Origin of the sequence: Microlunatus sp. GCM10028923, from assembly GCF_042666975.1 — a bacterium.
In the GTDB taxonomy this organism is placed as follows: Bacteria; Actinomycetota; Actinomycetes; order Propionibacteriales; family Propionibacteriaceae; genus Microlunatus.
In genome coordinates, this window is record NZ_JBHTFF010000004.1 from 269,039 (window position 1) to 283,939 (window position 14,901).

The following is a 14,901-nucleotide window of genomic DNA, read 5'->3' on the forward strand; positions in this document are numbered from 1 at the left end:
CACCCATGGGCGCATTGCACGCACACGAGTTCATCACCCTCGACGGCATCATCGACGAGCCGGGATGGTCGGCGGACTTCGACTTCGACGAGGGCATGAACGAGACCCTGAACCGGCTCGCCGAGACCTGTACCGCGGTGCTCCTCGGCCGGCGCAGCTACGAGCTGTTCGCGCCGGCCTGGTCGGAGCGCACCGCCGACGACGACCTGTTCGCCCCGTTCCTCAACAAGACCCCGAAGTACGTGGTCTCGAGGACCCTCACCGAGGCGGAGGCGACCTGGCAGCCGACCACCCTGCTCGGCGGGTACGACCCGGCGGCGATCCGCCGGCTCAAGGAGGAGCAGCAGGGCGACGTGTTCACCGGCGCCAGCGGCACCCTGGTCCGGGCGCTGCTGGCCGACGGGCTGGTCGACCAGCTGCACCTGTTCCTCTACCCGGTGTCGCTGGGCACCGGAGCACGGCTGTTCCCCGAGGGTTCGGTGCCGCAGTCGATGGAGGTGATCAGCAGCCGGACCAACGCCAGCGGCGTGATCAATCTCAACCTTCGGGTACGGCCTCGAGCCTGACGTCCAAGATCAAGTGGTGGGTGCCGTCCGGGTCGACCATGATCGAGCCGGAGCCGGTCAGCCCGGCCAGTTCGCCGGTGCCGCTGTCCGGCACGATCGCGAGCTTCTCGTCGTAGCGGTCGGTGCCGTGCGTCGACGCCGTGTGGAGGAAGTTGATCGTGCCGGTCCGGCCGCCGATCGTGCCCTCGAACGACTCCAGGGCGACATAGCTGCCGGCCCCGGTCTCGGGGTTCAGCGCGCCGGTGAACTGCGTGCTGGCCCGGCCCTCGATGCCGCCGGTGAACGTCTTGATCATGGTGGCGTGCCCGACCGACGCGGCCGTCGTGATCGGCGGCGTGTGGTCGCTCGGGGTCCAGTCGGAGACGGTGAAGGTTCCCTGTGCCTGCATGGCAGCGAGGCTAGCCGCGGTCCCGGCCGGACCGCTTGATCAAATCCGACATCAGCCGGCCGGGCGGCCGCCGAGCCGGTCGGACAGCTGAGCGGCGGCTCTCCGTACGGCCTCGACGACCTGGTCGCGCAGGCCGGGGCCGGCGTCGGCCGGGAAGGTGACGGCGACGCTGGCCACCGGATGGTCCTGGGTGTCCAGCACCGGCCGGGCGATCGAGGTCCAGCCCGGCGTCACCAAGCCCTCCTCGACGGCGTACCCGCGGGTGCGGACGTCGCTGAGCAGCCGGCGCAGTTCGGTCGGCGTGGTCGGCCCGCGGCCTTCCCGCTGCACCAGGGCGTCCGGGTGCGGGAACAGCGCGGTGAGCTGGCGGGCCGGCAGTTCGGCCAGGATCGCCAGTCCGCTGGCGGTGACCGGCGCCGGCAGCCGTACCCCGACGTCGGTCACCAGCAGTGGCGTTCCCGGGGCGCGTTCCTCGATCACGAAGTAGACCTCGGTGCCGTGCAGGACGGACAGCCGCGCGTGCTGGCCCAGGTCGGCGGCGAGCCGGCGCAACGTCGGCCCGGCGATCCGCTGCAACGGCTCCTGCCGTTGGTAGGCCGTGCCGAGTTCGTACGCGGCGACGCCCAGGCAGTAGCGCCGCCGGTCGACCAGGTGGCTCACGAATCCTTGATCACGAAGGATGGACAGCAGTCGGTACGTGGTCGACCGCGGCAACCCGAGCCGGGCCGCGACGGTGCCGGCCGACACCGGCTCCGGCTGCCGGGCCAGCAGCCGCAGCACGGCCAGCACGTGATCCGCCGCCGGCGCCGAGGACATGACCGCAGTGTCTCAGATCCGGGACAGAAGTTGCCGTGCCGGTACTCGCCAAACCCCTCCGGCGGCACTCCAATAAGACCATGAACCCTGATTCCGGATCGGTGCCGCTCGGGATCGGCCCGCTGTCGGCCGCGGATGTGATCGCGGTCGCCCGGCACGGCGCGACGGTGCGCCTGACCGACGACGCCCGCGCCGAGGTGCGCCGGACCCGTGCCGTGATCGACGCCCTGGCCGACGACGCCGAGCCCCACTACGGCGTCTCCACCGGCTTCGGGGCCCTGGCCACCACCCACATCCCGGCGGACCGGCGGGCCGCCCTGCAGGCGAGCCTGATCCGGTCGCACGCCGCGGGCTCCGGGCCGGAGGTGGAACGTGAGGTGGTCCGCGCGCTGATGCTGCTGCGCTGCTCCACGCTGGCCACCGGCCGGACCGGGATCCGCGAACAGACCCTGGACGGCTACCTCGCGATGATCAACGCGGGGCTCACCCCGGTCGTCCACGAGTACGGCAGCCTGGGCTGCTCCGGTGATCTTGCTCCGCTGGCCCACTGCGCGCTAGCGCTGACCGGCGAGGGGCTGGTCCGGGATCCCGCCGACCGGGTCCGGCCGGCGGCCGAGGCCCTGGCCGAGGCGGGGATCGTGCCGATCGCACTGGCCGAGAAGGAGGGCCTGGCGTTGATCAACGGCACCGACGGCATGCTCGGCATGCTGCTGCTGGCGATCGACGACCTGCGTTCCTTGATCACCGTCTCGGACCTGACCGCGGCAATGAGCGTCGAGGGACTGCTCGGCACCGACCACGTGTTCGCCGCCGACCTGCACGCGTTGCGGCCGCAGCCGGGCCAGGCGGCCTCCGCGGCGAACCTCCGGATGATCATGGCCGACAGCGAGATCCGGGCCAGCCACCAGGTGGAGGACTGCCCGCGGGTGCAGGACGCCTACTCGTTGCGCTGTGCGCCCCAGGTCGCCGGTGCCGCGCGGGACACGGTCGATCACGCGGCCACCGTGGCCGGCTGGGAGCTGGCCTCGGCGATCGACAACCCGGTGATCACCCCGGACGACCGGGTGGAGTCCAACGGCAACTTCCACGGTGCCCCGATCGCCTACCAGCTGGACTTCCTGGCCATCGTGACGGCCGATCTGGCCAGCATCGCCGAGCGGCGCACCGACCGGTTCCTGGACCGCGCCCGCAGCCACGGGCTGCCGCCGTTCCTCGCCGACGATCCGGGCGTCGACTCGGGCCTGATGATCGCGCAGTACACCCAGGCCGCGATCGTGTCCGAGCTGAAGCGGCTGGCCACGCCGGCCTCGGTCGACTCGATCCCGTCCTCGGCCATGCAGGAGGACCACGTGTCGATGGGCTGGTCGGCCGGGCGCAAGCTGCGCCGCTCGATCGACGGGCTGCGCCGGGTGCTGGCGATCGAGTTGATCACCGCGGCGCGCGGGCTGCGGTTGCGGGCCCCGCTGCGGCCGGGGCCGGCCACTGCCGCGGCGATCTCCGTACTCGAAGGGGCCGGGGTGGCCGGCCCGGGACCGGATCGCTGGCTCTCGCCGGAGATCGAGACCGCGGTCCGGGTGATCGAGGACGGCAGCTTGCGCGCCGCAGTGGAGTCGGTGACGGGCCCGCTCCGATGACCCCACTTCCCCACACTTCTTGCCGCTTTACGCGAGTTATATCTGACGGGTAGCGCCAGTTTTTCACGTTACGTGAAAAACCTGAGACGGAAGGGACGGTTGATCATGGAGGGTGCGAGGCCGGTACGGGCGCCGCGCGGGACCGGGCTGACGGCCCGGTCGTGGGCCGCGGAGGCGCCGCTGCGGATGCTGATGAACAACCTCGACCCGGAGGTCGCGGAACGCCCCGATGATCTTGTCGTGTACGGCGGGACCGGCCGGGCGGCGCGGGACTGGCGGTCCTTCGACGCGATGGTACGGACGCTGACGACCCTCGCCGAGGACGAGACGATGCTGGTCCAGTCCGGCCGGCCGGTCGGGGTGATGCGGACCCATCCGTGGGCGCCACGGGTCTTGATCGCGAACTCCAACCTGGTGCCGGACTGGGCCAACTGGCCGGAGTTCCGCCGGCTGGAGCAGCAGGGCCTGACCATGTACGGCCAGATGACGGCCGGCTCGTGGATCTACATCGGCACCCAGGGCATCGTCCAGGGCACCTACGAGACCTTCGCGGCGGTCGCGGAGAAGCGGTTCGGCGGCACCTTGGCCGGGACGCTCACCCTGACCGGCGGCTGCGGCGGGATGGGCGGCGCGCAACCGCTCGCGGTCACCCTCAACGGCGGCGTCTGCCTGGTGGTCGACGTGGCCCGGAGCCGGCTGCAGCGCCGGGTCGACCACCGCTACCTCGATCAGATCGCCGACGACCTCGACGACGCCGTGGCGATCGCGATCCAGGCCAAGCAGGACCGGAGGGCCTGGTCGGTCGGCGTCACCGGCAACGCTGCCACGATCTTCGAGGAGCTGCTGCGGCGCGGCGTCGAGATCGACATCGTCACCGACCAGACCAGCGCGCACGACCCGCTGAGCTACCTGCCGGAGGGCATCGACCCGGACGACTGGGACGACTACGCGGCGAAGAAGCCGGAGGAGTTCACCGACCGGGCGCGGGCGTCGATGGCCAAGCAGGTGACCGCGATGGTCGGGTTCGCCGACGGCGGCGCCGAGGTGTTCGACTACGGCAACTCGATCCGGGACGAGGCCCGCAAGGGCGGCTGCGAGCGGGCGTTCGACTTCCCGGGCTTCGTGCCCGCCTACATCCGGCCGCTGTTCTGCGAGGGCAAGGGCCCGTTCCGCTGGGTCGCGCTGTCCGGCGACCCGGCCGACATCGCCGCCACCGACCGGGCCGTGCTGGACCTGTTCCCGGACAACGACCGACTGCAGAAGTGGATCCGCGGCGCCCAGGAGAAGATCAGCTTCCAGGGGCTGCCGGCGCGGATCTGCTGGCTCGGGTACGGCGAGCGGGACCGGGCCGGGGCCGCGTTCAACGACCTGGTCGCCTCCGGCGCGGTCAAGGCCCCGATCGTCATCGGCCGTGATCATCTGGACTGCGGGTCGGTGGCGAGCCCGTACCGGGAGACTGAGTCGATGCTGGACGGCTCCGACGCGATCGCCGACTGGCCGCTGCTCAACGCCATGATCAACACCGCGTCCGGCGCCAGCTGGGTCTCCCTGCACCACGGCGGCGGGGTCGGCATCGGCCGGTCCATCCACGCCGGCCAGGTCACCGTCGCCGACGGCACCGCGCTGGCCGCCGAGAAGATCGCCCGGGTGCTCAGCAACGACCCCGGGATGGGCGTGATCAGACACGTCGACGCCGGGTACGACCTCGCCCGCGACGTCGCCGACGGACGCGGGGTGCGGGTCCCGCTCAGCGAAGGGTCATGATCATGGCGCAGCGCACGGGTCAGGGCCCTTCGACGAGCTCAGGGCACGGAGCAACCGGGATGATCGAGACCAGGTCGATCGAGGTCGTCCCGGACGAGGAACGGCACGGCACCCCGGTCAGTCAGTTCACCCTGTGGTTCGGTGCCACCACGCAGATCACCGCGGTGGTCGACGGCGCACTCGCGGTGGTCTTCGGCGCCGACCCGATCTGGGCGATCGTCGGACTGCTGATCGGCAACCTGCTCGGCGGCGCCGTGATGGCGTTGCACTCCGCCCAGGGCCCGCTGCTCGGGCTGCCGCAGATGATCAGCAGCCGGGCCCAGTTCGGCGTCCTCGGGGCCGCGATCCCACTGCTGCTGGTGATCGTCATGTATCTCGGTTTCGCGGCGACCGGCACCGTGCTGTCCGGCCAGGCGATCAACCAGATCGTCGGCGTCTCGGCACCATGGGTCGGGATCGTGATCTTCGGCCTGCTGACCCTGCTGATCGCCCTGCTCGGCTACAAGGTGATCCACCGGATGGGCCGGATCGCCACGGTCCTCGGGATCCTCGGCTTCGGCTTCCTGACCGTGCAGATCCTGCGCAGCGTCGACCTCGGCGGGCTGATCGGGAGTGCGCAGTTCGCCTGGCCGCCGTTCCTGCTGAGCGTCGCCCTCGGGGCCGGCTGGCAGCTCACCTTCGGCCCGTACGTCGCCGACTACAGCCGCTATCTGCCCCGGACCACCAAGCCGCGGACCACCTTCACGTACACCTTGCTGGGCAGCGTGATCGGCTCCCAGTGGTCGATGACCCTCGGCGCCCTGGTGGCCACGCTGCCGGCCCGGGACGGGAAGTCGTTCCTGGCCGATCAGGTCGGCTTCCTCGGTTCGGTGGCCGGGCCCGGGCTGGCCGCGATCGCGATCTACCTGGTGATCGTCAGCGGCAAGCTCACCGTGAACAGCCTGAACGCGTACGGCGGCTTCATGTGTGCGCTGACCACGGTGGCCGGGTTCACCGGCACCGCGGCGATCAGCCGCCGGGCCCGGACCGTCTACATCGCCGCGTTCATCGCGGTCTCGGTGATCATCGCCCTGGCCGCGTCGGCCGACTTCCTGGACAACTTCAAGAACTTCGTGCTGGTGCTGCTGATGGTGTTCACGCCGTGGAGCGCGATCAACCTGATCGACTTCTACCTGATCTCCAAGGAGAAGGTCGACGTCGACGCGCTCTACGATCCGGACGGACGCTACGGCCGGTGGAACGTGCGGGCCCTGGCCTGCTACGGCGTCGGGGTCGTGGTCCAGATCCCCTTCCTGGCCCAGAAGCTGTACACCGGTCCGATCACCGAGCTGCTCGGCGGCGCCGACATCTCCTGGATGGTCGGCCTGGTGATCACCGGCCTGCTCTACTACCTGCTGGCCCGGCCCCGGACCGTACGGGAGGACGCGTGAGCACGACGAGCGACCTGCTGACCGAGATCGAGAAGGTCGGGCAGAACCCTGGCTCGGGCGGTTACCGGCGCTACGCCTGGACCCGTGATGATCATGAACTCGGATCCTGGTTCGCGGCCGAGTGCGCGGCCCGCGGGCTCCCGGTGACCGAGGACCGGGCCGGCAACCAGTGGGCCTGGTGGGGCGATCCGGACGCGGCGCCCGGCCGGGCCGTGGTGACCGGATCGCACCTGGACAGCGTCCCGGACGGCGGCGCGTTCGACGGCCCGCTCGGCGTGGTCAGCGCGCTGCTCGCCGTGGACCGGCTGCGGGAGCGTGGCTTCGTGCCGGACCGGCCGATCGGCGTGGTGCGCTTCGTCGACGAGGAGGGTGCCAGGTTCGGCGTCGCCTGCGCGGGATCCCGGGTGATCACCGGCGAGCTGGCGGCGGACCGGGCGCTCGGCCTCGCCGACGCTGACGGGATCACCCTGGCCGAAGCCCTGCGAGCCAGCGGACGACGTCCGGATGATCTTGGTCCGGATCCGGAGGCGCTGGGCCGGATCGGCACCTTCGTCGAGCTCCATGTCGAGCAGGGCAAGGGACTGGTCGACCTCGGCGCGCCGGTCGGCGTCGGCAGCGACATCTGGCCGCACGGCCGGTGGCGGTTCGACTTCCCGGGCGTCGCCGATCATGCCGGCACGACCGCGCTGGCCGACCGGTCCGACGCCATGCTCGGGCTGGCCCGGCTGGTCCTCGCCGCCCGTACCGCCGCGGAACGGAACGGCTGCCTCGCCACGGTCGGCAAGACCCGGGTGGTGCCGGGCGGGGTGAACGCGATCCCGTCGGCGGCGACCGCCTGGCTGGATGCGCGCGGCCCGGCCGAGGATGCGGTACGGGCAGCGCTGGCGGACCTGGCCGCGTCCGCGGCGGCCGACGGCGGCGTGATCAGCGAGGAGTCCTGGACCCCGGTCACCCGGTTCGACCCGGACCTGGCCACCCGGCTCGCCGTACTGCTCGGGCCGGCGGACCGGCCCGTCCCGATCCTCGGCACCGGCGCCGGTCACGACGCCGGGATCCTGTCCCGGGCGGGCATCCCGACGGCGATGATCTTCGTCCGGAACCCGACCGGGGTGTCCCACTCCCCCGCCGAATGGGCCGAGCCGGACGACTGCGAGGCCGGTGTCGACGCGCTGGCCTCGGTGCTGGCCGACCTCGCGAGCGACTCATGATCAACTACTGGGCCGAGCACGCGTGGTTGCCGGACGGCTGGGCCGAACGGGTCCGGCTCACCGAGGCCGACGGCCGGTTCACGTCGGTGATCACCGGCGCCGAACCCGAGCCGGGCGACGAACGCCTGACCGGCATGGTGTTCCCGGGCTTCGCGAACGCCCATTCGCACGCGTTCCACCGGGCCCTGCGCGGCCGGACCCAGTCGGGGCGGGGCAGCTTCTGGACCTGGCGGGAGAAGATGTACGCCCTCGCCGGCCGGCTCGACCCGGACAGCCTGCTGGAGCTGGCCCGCGCCTGCTACACGGAGCTGGCCCTGGCCGGCTTCACGGTGGTCGGCGAGTTCCACTACCTGCACGATGATCACGAAGGCCGGCGCTACGCCGACCCGAACGCGATGGGCCGGGCCCTGCTCGAGGCGGCCCGCGAGGTCGGCCTGCGGATCACTCTGCTGGACACCTGCTACCTCGCCGGCGGGCTGGACGACTCCGGACACCGGCCGCCGGATCCGGTCCAGCGGCGGTTCTCCGACGGCGACGTCGACCATTGGTCCGGCCGGGTCGCCGACCTGATCGCCACCGAGACCGAACCGGCCGGGCTGACCAGGATCGGGATTGCGGCGCACTCGGTGCGCGCCGTCCCGGCCGCGGACCTCGGCGCCATCGGCGCGGCGTTCCCGGAGCTGCCGCTGCACGTCCACCTCAGCGAGCAGCCGGCCGAGAACGAGGCCTGCCTCGCCCACTACGGCCGGACCCCGGCCCGGCTGCTCGATGATCATGGTCTGCTCGGGCCGCGGACCACGGTCGTGCATGCGACGCACCTGACCGCCGACGACCGCGCCCGGCTCGGCGGCTCCGGGACCTGCGCGTGCTTCTGCCCCACCACCGAACGGGATCTGGCCGACGGCATCGGTCCGGCCCGGGAGCTCGCCGACGCCGGGGCGCCGCTCGCGCTCGGTACCGATCAGCACGCCGTGATCGACCCGTTCGAGGAACTGCGCGGCCTGGAACTGCACGAACGGCTGCGCACCGGCGAGCGGGGCCGGTTCGGCACCGAGGAGTTGATCACCGCCGCGACCGCGGCCGGCTACCGGAGCCTGGGCTGGTCCGACGGCGGCACGATCGCGGCCGGGCAGCGGTGCGACCTCGTCGTCGTCGACCCGTCGTCGATCCGGACCGCCGGCAGCCGACCGGACCAACTCTGCTACGCCGCCACCGCGGCCGACGTCCGGCGGGTCGTCGTCGGCGGCCGTACCATCGTGGCCGACGGGCTCCCGGTCCAGGTCACCCCGGACCTGACCATCCTCGACCGCCTGTGGGAGGACGCCTGATGAGGACCACCCCGAAGCACGCGACCTTGATCACCGGGATCGGCCAGCTGGTCACCTGCGACGGCGACGGGCCGGACGGACTCGGTCTCCGTCACGACCAGGCGGTGGTGGCCGAGGGCGGGGTGATCACCTGGATCGGCCCGGCCGCTCAGGCGCCGGCCGCCGACACCATGATCGACTGCGCCGGCCGGACCGTGATCCCGGGCTTCGTCGACAGCCACACCCACCTGGTGTTCGCCGGCGACCGGGCCGAGGAGTTCGCCGCGCGGATGACCGGGTCACGCTACGACGGTGGCGGGATCGGCACCACCGTGGCGGCGACCAGGGCGGCCGACGATGATCGACTTCGGACCCTGATCGCCGGGCGGGTCGCGGCGGCGCGCGCCCAGGGCAGCACCACGCTGGAGATCAAGAGCGGGTACGGGCTGACCGTCGAGGAGGAGGTACGGGCGCTCCGGCTGGCCCGCGAGTTCACCGTGGAGACGACGTTCCTCGGCGGTCACGTCGTGCCCGCGGAACTGGCTGCGAACCGGGCCGGTTACGTCGACCTGGTACGCGGGCCGATGCTGGCCGCCGCGGCCCCGTACGCGCGCTGGATCGACGTGTTCTGCGAGCCCAACTCGCCGCACGCGTTCACCGCCGAGGAGTCCCGGATGATCTTGACCGCCGGGGCCGCGGCCGGCCTGGAGCTGCGGGTGCACGGGAACCAGCTCGGCCCCGGGCCCGGAGTCCGGCTGGCGGTCGAACTCGGCGCCGCCAGTGTCGATCACTGCACCTACCTGACTGAGGCCGACGTGGACGCGCTGGCCGGAGCCGCGGACACGACGGTGGCCACCCTGCTGCCGGGAGTGGAGTTCGCCACCCGCTCCCCGTACCCGGACGGCCGCCGGCTGGTCGACGCCGGCGTCTCGATAGCGCTGGCGTCCGACTGTAACCCGGGCACCTGCCACTCGTCGTCGATGCCGTTCATGATCGCCCTCGCCGTACGCGAGCTGGGGCTGACCCCGGCCGAGGCGCTGCTGGCCGCGACCGCCGGCGGCGCCAAGGCCCTGCGCCGCACCGACATCGGCGCGATCATGATCGGCCGCCGGGCCGACGTCGCGGTGATCGATGCGCCGTCGTACCTGCACCTGGCCTACTCGCCCGGGATGGCGCTGACCCGAGCCATGGACCTCTGAGGCTCAGCGGAAGAACTGCTCGCTCTCGGTGCTGATGATCTCGCCGTCGACGTCGAAGATCGACAGCGGATCGTCCGGCTCCTCCTCGTCGTCCAGCTCGTCCTCGTCGTCGATCTCCACCGGGTCCGGCTTCAGGATGATCGTCTCCGACCACAGCGGCCGGACGCCGGCCGCGCGCCACAGGCCGTCCGGCCCGTCGGAGGCCAGGATCAGCCGGATCGCCCGCGCCACGCTCATCGGGGCCGGGTCGAGCACCGGCGGGGGTGCCGCGCCGGATTCCGCTCCGGCGCGGGCGCCGTCGGCCAGCAGCGCCGGCTCGTCGACGATCATGAAGTCGGTCCGGGCCAGCCGGCTGATCAAGGTGGTGTCCTCGTCGTCGCCGGGATCCGGCTCGGGCTCGTCCACACTGTCCTCGAACGGCGCGGGATCGCCGCAGTGGTCGAGCAGCACCTGCGCGTAGTCGGCCAGCAGTTCGCGGACCGCCTCCGCGGCGTCGTCCAGGTCGGCCAGGTCGGTGTCCTGCCGGGCCCGGGCGGCGAGCTCGATCTGTGTGCCGAGCGCCTCCTGCAGGCGCTCCCCGGCTCGCCGTACCGCAGCGGCGGACTCGTCGGAGAACTCAGGTTCCATGATCACCAGGCCGGATCGATGAAGGAGTACCAGCCGCCGGCCAGCGGCCGGTAGACGATCGGACCGGACAGGTCCGCCGTCGGATCGTCGGCCTGCGGACGCTGGGCCCCCTCCGGCCCGTCCGGGAGATAGGCGAAGCCGGCTCCGTTGAGCAGTCCGCCCTCCGGCTCGTAATAGAGGAAACCGGTGCCGATCGCCGAGCACCGGCTGATCGGGAAGTTGCCGATCCGGGTCGGGCAGGGGCCCTGCCAGACTCCTTCCTTCGGCGGCTGCGGCTGGCCGGCGACGGCGTCGAACGCGGACCGGTGCAGCTCGAACCGGGCCCGCAGCGGCGCCCCGGACTCGGCGAAGACGAACAGCCCGACCAGGACGACGGCGCCGATGATCACCGCCGGCACCAGGGTCCGCCGGGCGAAGCAGATGATCCCGTTGATCACCAGGAAGGAGGCGGAGACCAGGCTCAGCCCGACCCCGATCACGCCCATGATCACCTGCGACCCGGGAACGCTGTTCGCCCACGCCAGCAGGACTCCCGCCACCGCCGGCAGGGCGATCGCGATGATCAGGACCGGCAACGGCGGCTGCCAGGGCAGCCGTGGTGTCGGCAGCGGCTTCGGCGAGCGCGCCTTGGGTGCGGACATGGCGCAAGCGTATTCGCTGGCGTGCAAGGAGGGACGGCAACCTCGTCCGCACAGCCGGGAGTCTGCTCCCCCGCACACTCGACGCACCGGCAAGCACTATTGTCCGGGGGGTGCACATCGTTGTCGACGCCGCCGCGCTGGCCGAGGCCGCGCCGTCCGTGGCCCGAGTCGTCCCCAACCGGCCGACCACCCCGATCCTGGCGGGCATGCTGATCGAGTCCGGCGCCGGCGCCGTCACCCTGTCCGGCTTCGACTACGAGTCGTCGGTCCGGGTCAGCGTGCCCGCCGAGGTGCTCCGCCCCGGCAGCGTGCTGGTGCCCGGTCGGCTGCTCGCCGAGATCGCCGGGGCGTTCCCGGCCGGCACGGTCGCGATCACCGCGGAGGGCAGTGAGGCCGAGCTGACCGGCGAGGGCACCTCGTTCGTCCTGCAGACGCTGCCGGTCGCCGACTATCCCGCGCTGCCCGAGGCGCCGGCGGTGTCCGGTTCGGTGGAGCTGGCCGACTTCGACCGGGCGGTGCACCAGGCGGTGATCGCGGCCGGCCGGGACGAACTGCTGCCGATCTTCACCGGTGTGCTGATCGACATCGACGGCGCCGAGCTGACCCTGATGGCCACCGACCGCTACCGGATGGCCGTCCGCACCCTGGCCTGGGAGCCGGCCGATCCGCAGGCCAAGGCCCAGTTGCTGGTGCCGGCCCGCGGGCTCGGCACCGTGACCCGTGGCCTGCTCGCCGGCAGCCGGGTCGACCTCGGCTTCGACCCAGACCCGACCGGCGTGCCCACCGTGTCGTTCGGGGGCCGCAGCCGGTCCGGCGAGGTGTGGCAGACGTCGCGGCTGATCGACGGCGCCTACCCGGACTTCGGTCCGTTGCTGCAGGTGTCCCCGGACACCACGGTCCGGGTCGCGACGGCCGAACTGCGCGAGGCGGTACGGCGAGCGGCGCTGGTCCTGGAGCGGAACACCCCGCTGCGCCTCCTCGTCGATGATCAACACTGCTCGCTCACGGCGGCCTCGGCGACGGCCGGGCGGTCCAGCGTGACGCTGCCGACGGTGAACGAGTTCCTGTCCGAGGACCGGATCGGCCTGGCCGGCTTCAACCCCGGTTACCTGCTGGACGCTCTGTCGGTGGTCGATACCCCGTACGTCGAACTGGCGATCACGGAACGGCAGCGGCAGTGCCTGGTCACCGGAATCGCCGACCTGGAAGGAAATCCGGAGACCGGCTACCGGCACCTGATCAAGACGCTCCGGCTGGGTAACTGACGTCGGCCAGCAGGTCGCGGAACTCCTCGGCCCAGCCCAGCTTGCGGCGCAGCTCGTCGCAACTGGCCCTGGCCCGGTCGTGGCAGGCGGTCACGTAGGCACGGGCCTCGGCCTGTTCGTCCGGGTCCGCGTCGGCGCGGTCCAGGGTCGCCAGCGCCCTGAGCAGTCCCTTCATCTCGTCCAGGGTGAACCCGAGCGGCTTCATCCGCCGTACGGTGATCAGCCGGGCGATGTCGTCCTCGGTGTAGAGCCGGAAGCCGCCGGCGCTGCGGGCGGACGGCACGACCAGGCCGGTCTCGTCCCAGTGGTGCAGCGTCCTGATCGACAGGCCGAGCCGTTCGGCCACCACCCCGACCTGCACCGGCCGTTCGGAGCCGGCCGCCGGTTCGCTGTCGTACGGGTGATCGGGCATGGGGCTAGTGTGCCCCGGCCCGGAGCTTGCCGGTCAGCCTGGAGTGCCAGGCGCGGCTGGGTTCGTTGAGCCCGATCACCTCGACCCGCTTGCCGCGCTGGCGGTACTTCAGTTCGATCGCGTCCAGCGCGGCGACGGTCGACGAGTCGTAGATCTGCGACTCACTGAGGTCGATGATCACGTTCTCGGGGTCGCCGGCGTAGTCGAACTGGTAGACGAGGTCGTTGCTGGAGGCGAAGAAGAGCGCGCCCTTGACCGCGTACACCCGGGTGTTCTCGTCCGGGTGCGCCACCTCGACGACCTCGGTGAAGTGCGCGATCCGGCGGGCGAACAGCAGGCACGCCACGATCACGCCGAGGATGACCCCGGCCGCGAGGTTGTGCGTCACCACGGTGACCACGACCGTGGTGGCCATGATCGCAGTCGCACTGAGCGGCATGGTGCGCAGCGTGCGCGGATCGACGCTGTGCCAGTCCATCGTGCCGACCGTCACCATGATCATGACCGCGACCAGCGCCGCCATCGGGATCAGGGCGACGATGTCGCCGAGCACGACCACCAGGACGAGCAGGAAGCCGCCGGCCAGGAAGGTCGAGATCCGCGTCCGCGCCCCGGACACCTTGACGTTGATCATGGTCTGGCCGATCATCGCGCAGCCGCCCATGCCGCCGAACAGCCCGGTGACGAGGTTCGCTACCCCCTGGCCCAGGCCCTCCCTGGTCTTGGAGCTGCGGGTCTCGGTGATGTCGTCGACGAGCTTGGCCGTCATCAGCGACTCCAGCAGCCCGACCAGGGCCACGGCGAAGGCGTACGGCGCGACGATCTGCAGCGTTTCGAGGGTGAGTGGAACCTGGGGCAGGAAGAGCGAGGGAAGGCTGTCCGGGAGCGCCCCCTCGTCGCCGACCGTCGGCACGTCGACCCCGGCCAGCACGGCGAACACGCTGAGCACGACGATCGCGACCAGCGGCGCCGGGACGACCCGGGTGAAGCGCGGCAGGAACACCATGATCGCGATCCCGACCGCGACCATCGGATAGACCGCCCAGGGAACCCCGATCAGGTGCGGCAGCTGAGCCATGAAGATCAAGATCGCCAGCGCGTTCACGAAGCCGACCATGACGCTGCGCGGGATGAACCGCATCAGCTTGGCCACCCCCAACAGGCTCAGCCCGATCTGGAACACACCGGCCAGCAGCACGGTCACCACCAGGTAGTCCAGTCCATGATCACGAACCACCGGGGCCACCACCAGCGCCACCGCCCCGGTCGCCGCCGAGATCATCGCCGGCCGGCCGCCGACGATCGCGATCGTCACCGCCATCGTGAACGACGCGAACAGGCCGACCCGCGGATCCACGCCGGCGATGATCGAGAACGAGATCGCCTCCGGGATCAGCGCCAGCGCGACGACCAGCCCGGCCAGCACCTCCGTCCGCAGCCGACGGGGCGACCGCAGGGCGGCCAGGACCGATGTGGACTCGAGCTGGGCAGGCGCGACGGACGACATCCGGTGACCCCGATCGATGGGAAGGGACGACTTGTGGACAGAACCTCGGTGATGCATCCCCGGAACCGCGCGTCGTCGAGCGCGAGAACTCATGACCAGAAGCAACCCTAACGTGAGGGGAGATTTACCGTCCAACC

14 protein-coding genes are annotated in these 14,901 nt (G+C 71.6%); 8 read left to right on the forward strand and 6 right to left on the reverse strand.

Going from position 1 to position 14,901, the window contains the following annotated elements; all coding sequences use genetic code 11:
* The first annotated feature begins 5 nt into the window (after positions 1-5).
* On the forward strand, positions 6-566 hold the full coding sequence (locus tag ACFQU4_RS11465; RefSeq protein WP_377491298.1) for a dihydrofolate reductase family protein: 561 nt from the start codon (positions 6-8) through the stop codon (positions 564-566).
* Here ACFQU4_RS11465 and ACFQU4_RS11470 read toward each other — a convergent pair.
* Both ACFQU4_RS11470 and ACFQU4_RS11475 read right to left on the reverse strand, forming a co-directional pair.
* Positions 538-954, reverse strand: a complete 417-nt coding sequence (locus tag ACFQU4_RS11470) for a DUF3224 domain-containing protein (RefSeq protein WP_377491301.1) — start codon at positions 952-954, stop codon at positions 538-540. The genes ACFQU4_RS11465 and ACFQU4_RS11470 overlap by 29 nt on opposite strands.
* Positions 955-1,005: 51 nt before the next feature.
* Positions 1,006-1,770, reverse strand: a complete 765-nt coding sequence (locus ACFQU4_RS11475) for an IclR family transcriptional regulator (RefSeq protein WP_377491304.1) — start codon at positions 1,768-1,770, stop codon at positions 1,006-1,008.
* 80 nt (positions 1,771-1,850) lie between these two features.
* On the opposite strand from ACFQU4_RS11475, the gene hutH reads away from it, so the two are divergent.
* The 6 genes from hutH (at position 1,851) to hutI (ending at position 10,312) form a co-directional block, all read left to right on the forward strand.
* Positions 1,851-3,404 carry a histidine ammonia-lyase gene (gene hutH, locus ACFQU4_RS11480; protein WP_377491307.1) on the forward strand — a complete coding sequence of 518 codons (1,554 nt, stop codon included), beginning with the start codon at positions 1,851-1,853 and terminating at the stop codon, positions 3,402-3,404.
* A gap of 105 nt (positions 3,405-3,509) precedes the next feature.
* A complete protein-coding gene (gene hutU, locus ACFQU4_RS11485) occupies positions 3,510-5,168 on the forward strand; it encodes a urocanate hydratase (RefSeq protein WP_377491310.1) in 1,659 nt (552 codons plus the stop codon).
* 59 nt (positions 5,169-5,227) lie between these two features.
* A complete protein-coding gene (locus ACFQU4_RS11490) occupies positions 5,228-6,598 on the forward strand; it encodes a purine-cytosine permease family protein (protein ID WP_377491313.1) in 1,371 nt (456 codons plus the stop codon).
* Positions 6,595-7,806: an allantoate amidohydrolase gene (locus ACFQU4_RS11495; protein WP_377491316.1), complete on the forward strand. Its 1,212-nt coding sequence runs from the start codon at positions 6,595-6,597 to the stop codon at positions 7,804-7,806. The genes ACFQU4_RS11490 and ACFQU4_RS11495 overlap by 4 nt, the downstream gene beginning before the upstream one ends.
* On the forward strand, positions 7,803-9,134 hold the full coding sequence (locus ACFQU4_RS11500) for a formimidoylglutamate deiminase (protein ID WP_377491318.1): 1,332 nt from the start codon (positions 7,803-7,805) through the stop codon (positions 9,132-9,134). The genes ACFQU4_RS11495 and ACFQU4_RS11500 overlap by 4 nt, the downstream gene beginning before the upstream one ends.
* Positions 9,134-10,312 (forward strand): imidazolonepropionase, encoded by a 1,179-nt coding sequence (gene hutI, locus ACFQU4_RS11505; protein ID WP_377491321.1) that lies wholly within the window; start codon positions 9,134-9,136, stop codon positions 10,310-10,312. Before ACFQU4_RS11500 ends, hutI begins: the two co-directional genes overlap by 1 nt.
* 3 nt (positions 10,313-10,315) lie before the next feature.
* Here the strand turns inward: hutI and ACFQU4_RS11510 are convergent, their stop codons facing one another.
* Together ACFQU4_RS11510 and ACFQU4_RS11515 are read right to left on the reverse strand one after the other, a co-directional pair.
* On the reverse strand, positions 10,316-10,945 hold the full coding sequence (locus ACFQU4_RS11510) for a hypothetical protein (protein WP_377491324.1): 630 nt from the start codon (positions 10,943-10,945) through the stop codon (positions 10,316-10,318).
* Positions 10,942-11,580 carry a hypothetical protein gene (locus ACFQU4_RS11515; protein WP_377491327.1) on the reverse strand — a complete coding sequence of 213 codons (639 nt, stop codon included), beginning with the start codon at positions 11,578-11,580 and terminating at the stop codon, positions 10,942-10,944. The genes ACFQU4_RS11510 and ACFQU4_RS11515 overlap by 4 nt, the downstream gene beginning before the upstream one ends.
* A 110-nt stretch (positions 11,581-11,690) precedes the next feature.
* On the opposite strand from ACFQU4_RS11515, the gene dnaN reads away from it, so the two are divergent.
* Positions 11,691-12,845, forward strand: coding sequence for a DNA polymerase III subunit beta (gene dnaN / locus ACFQU4_RS11520; RefSeq protein WP_377491330.1), 1,155 nt, complete (start codon positions 11,691-11,693; stop codon positions 12,843-12,845).
* Here dnaN and ACFQU4_RS11525 read toward each other — a convergent pair.
* Both ACFQU4_RS11525 and ACFQU4_RS11530 read right to left on the reverse strand, forming a co-directional pair.
* Positions 12,820-13,257, reverse strand: a complete 438-nt coding sequence (locus ACFQU4_RS11525) for a MerR family transcriptional regulator (protein ID WP_377491333.1) — start codon at positions 13,255-13,257, stop codon at positions 12,820-12,822. The two genes, dnaN and ACFQU4_RS11525, sit on opposite strands and share 26 nt — an antisense overlap.
* A 4-nt stretch (positions 13,258-13,261) precedes the next feature.
* A complete protein-coding gene (locus ACFQU4_RS11530) occupies positions 13,262-14,764 on the reverse strand; it encodes a SulP family inorganic anion transporter (protein ID WP_377491336.1) in 1,503 nt (500 codons plus the stop codon).
* Positions 14,765-14,901 lie beyond the last annotated feature (137 nt).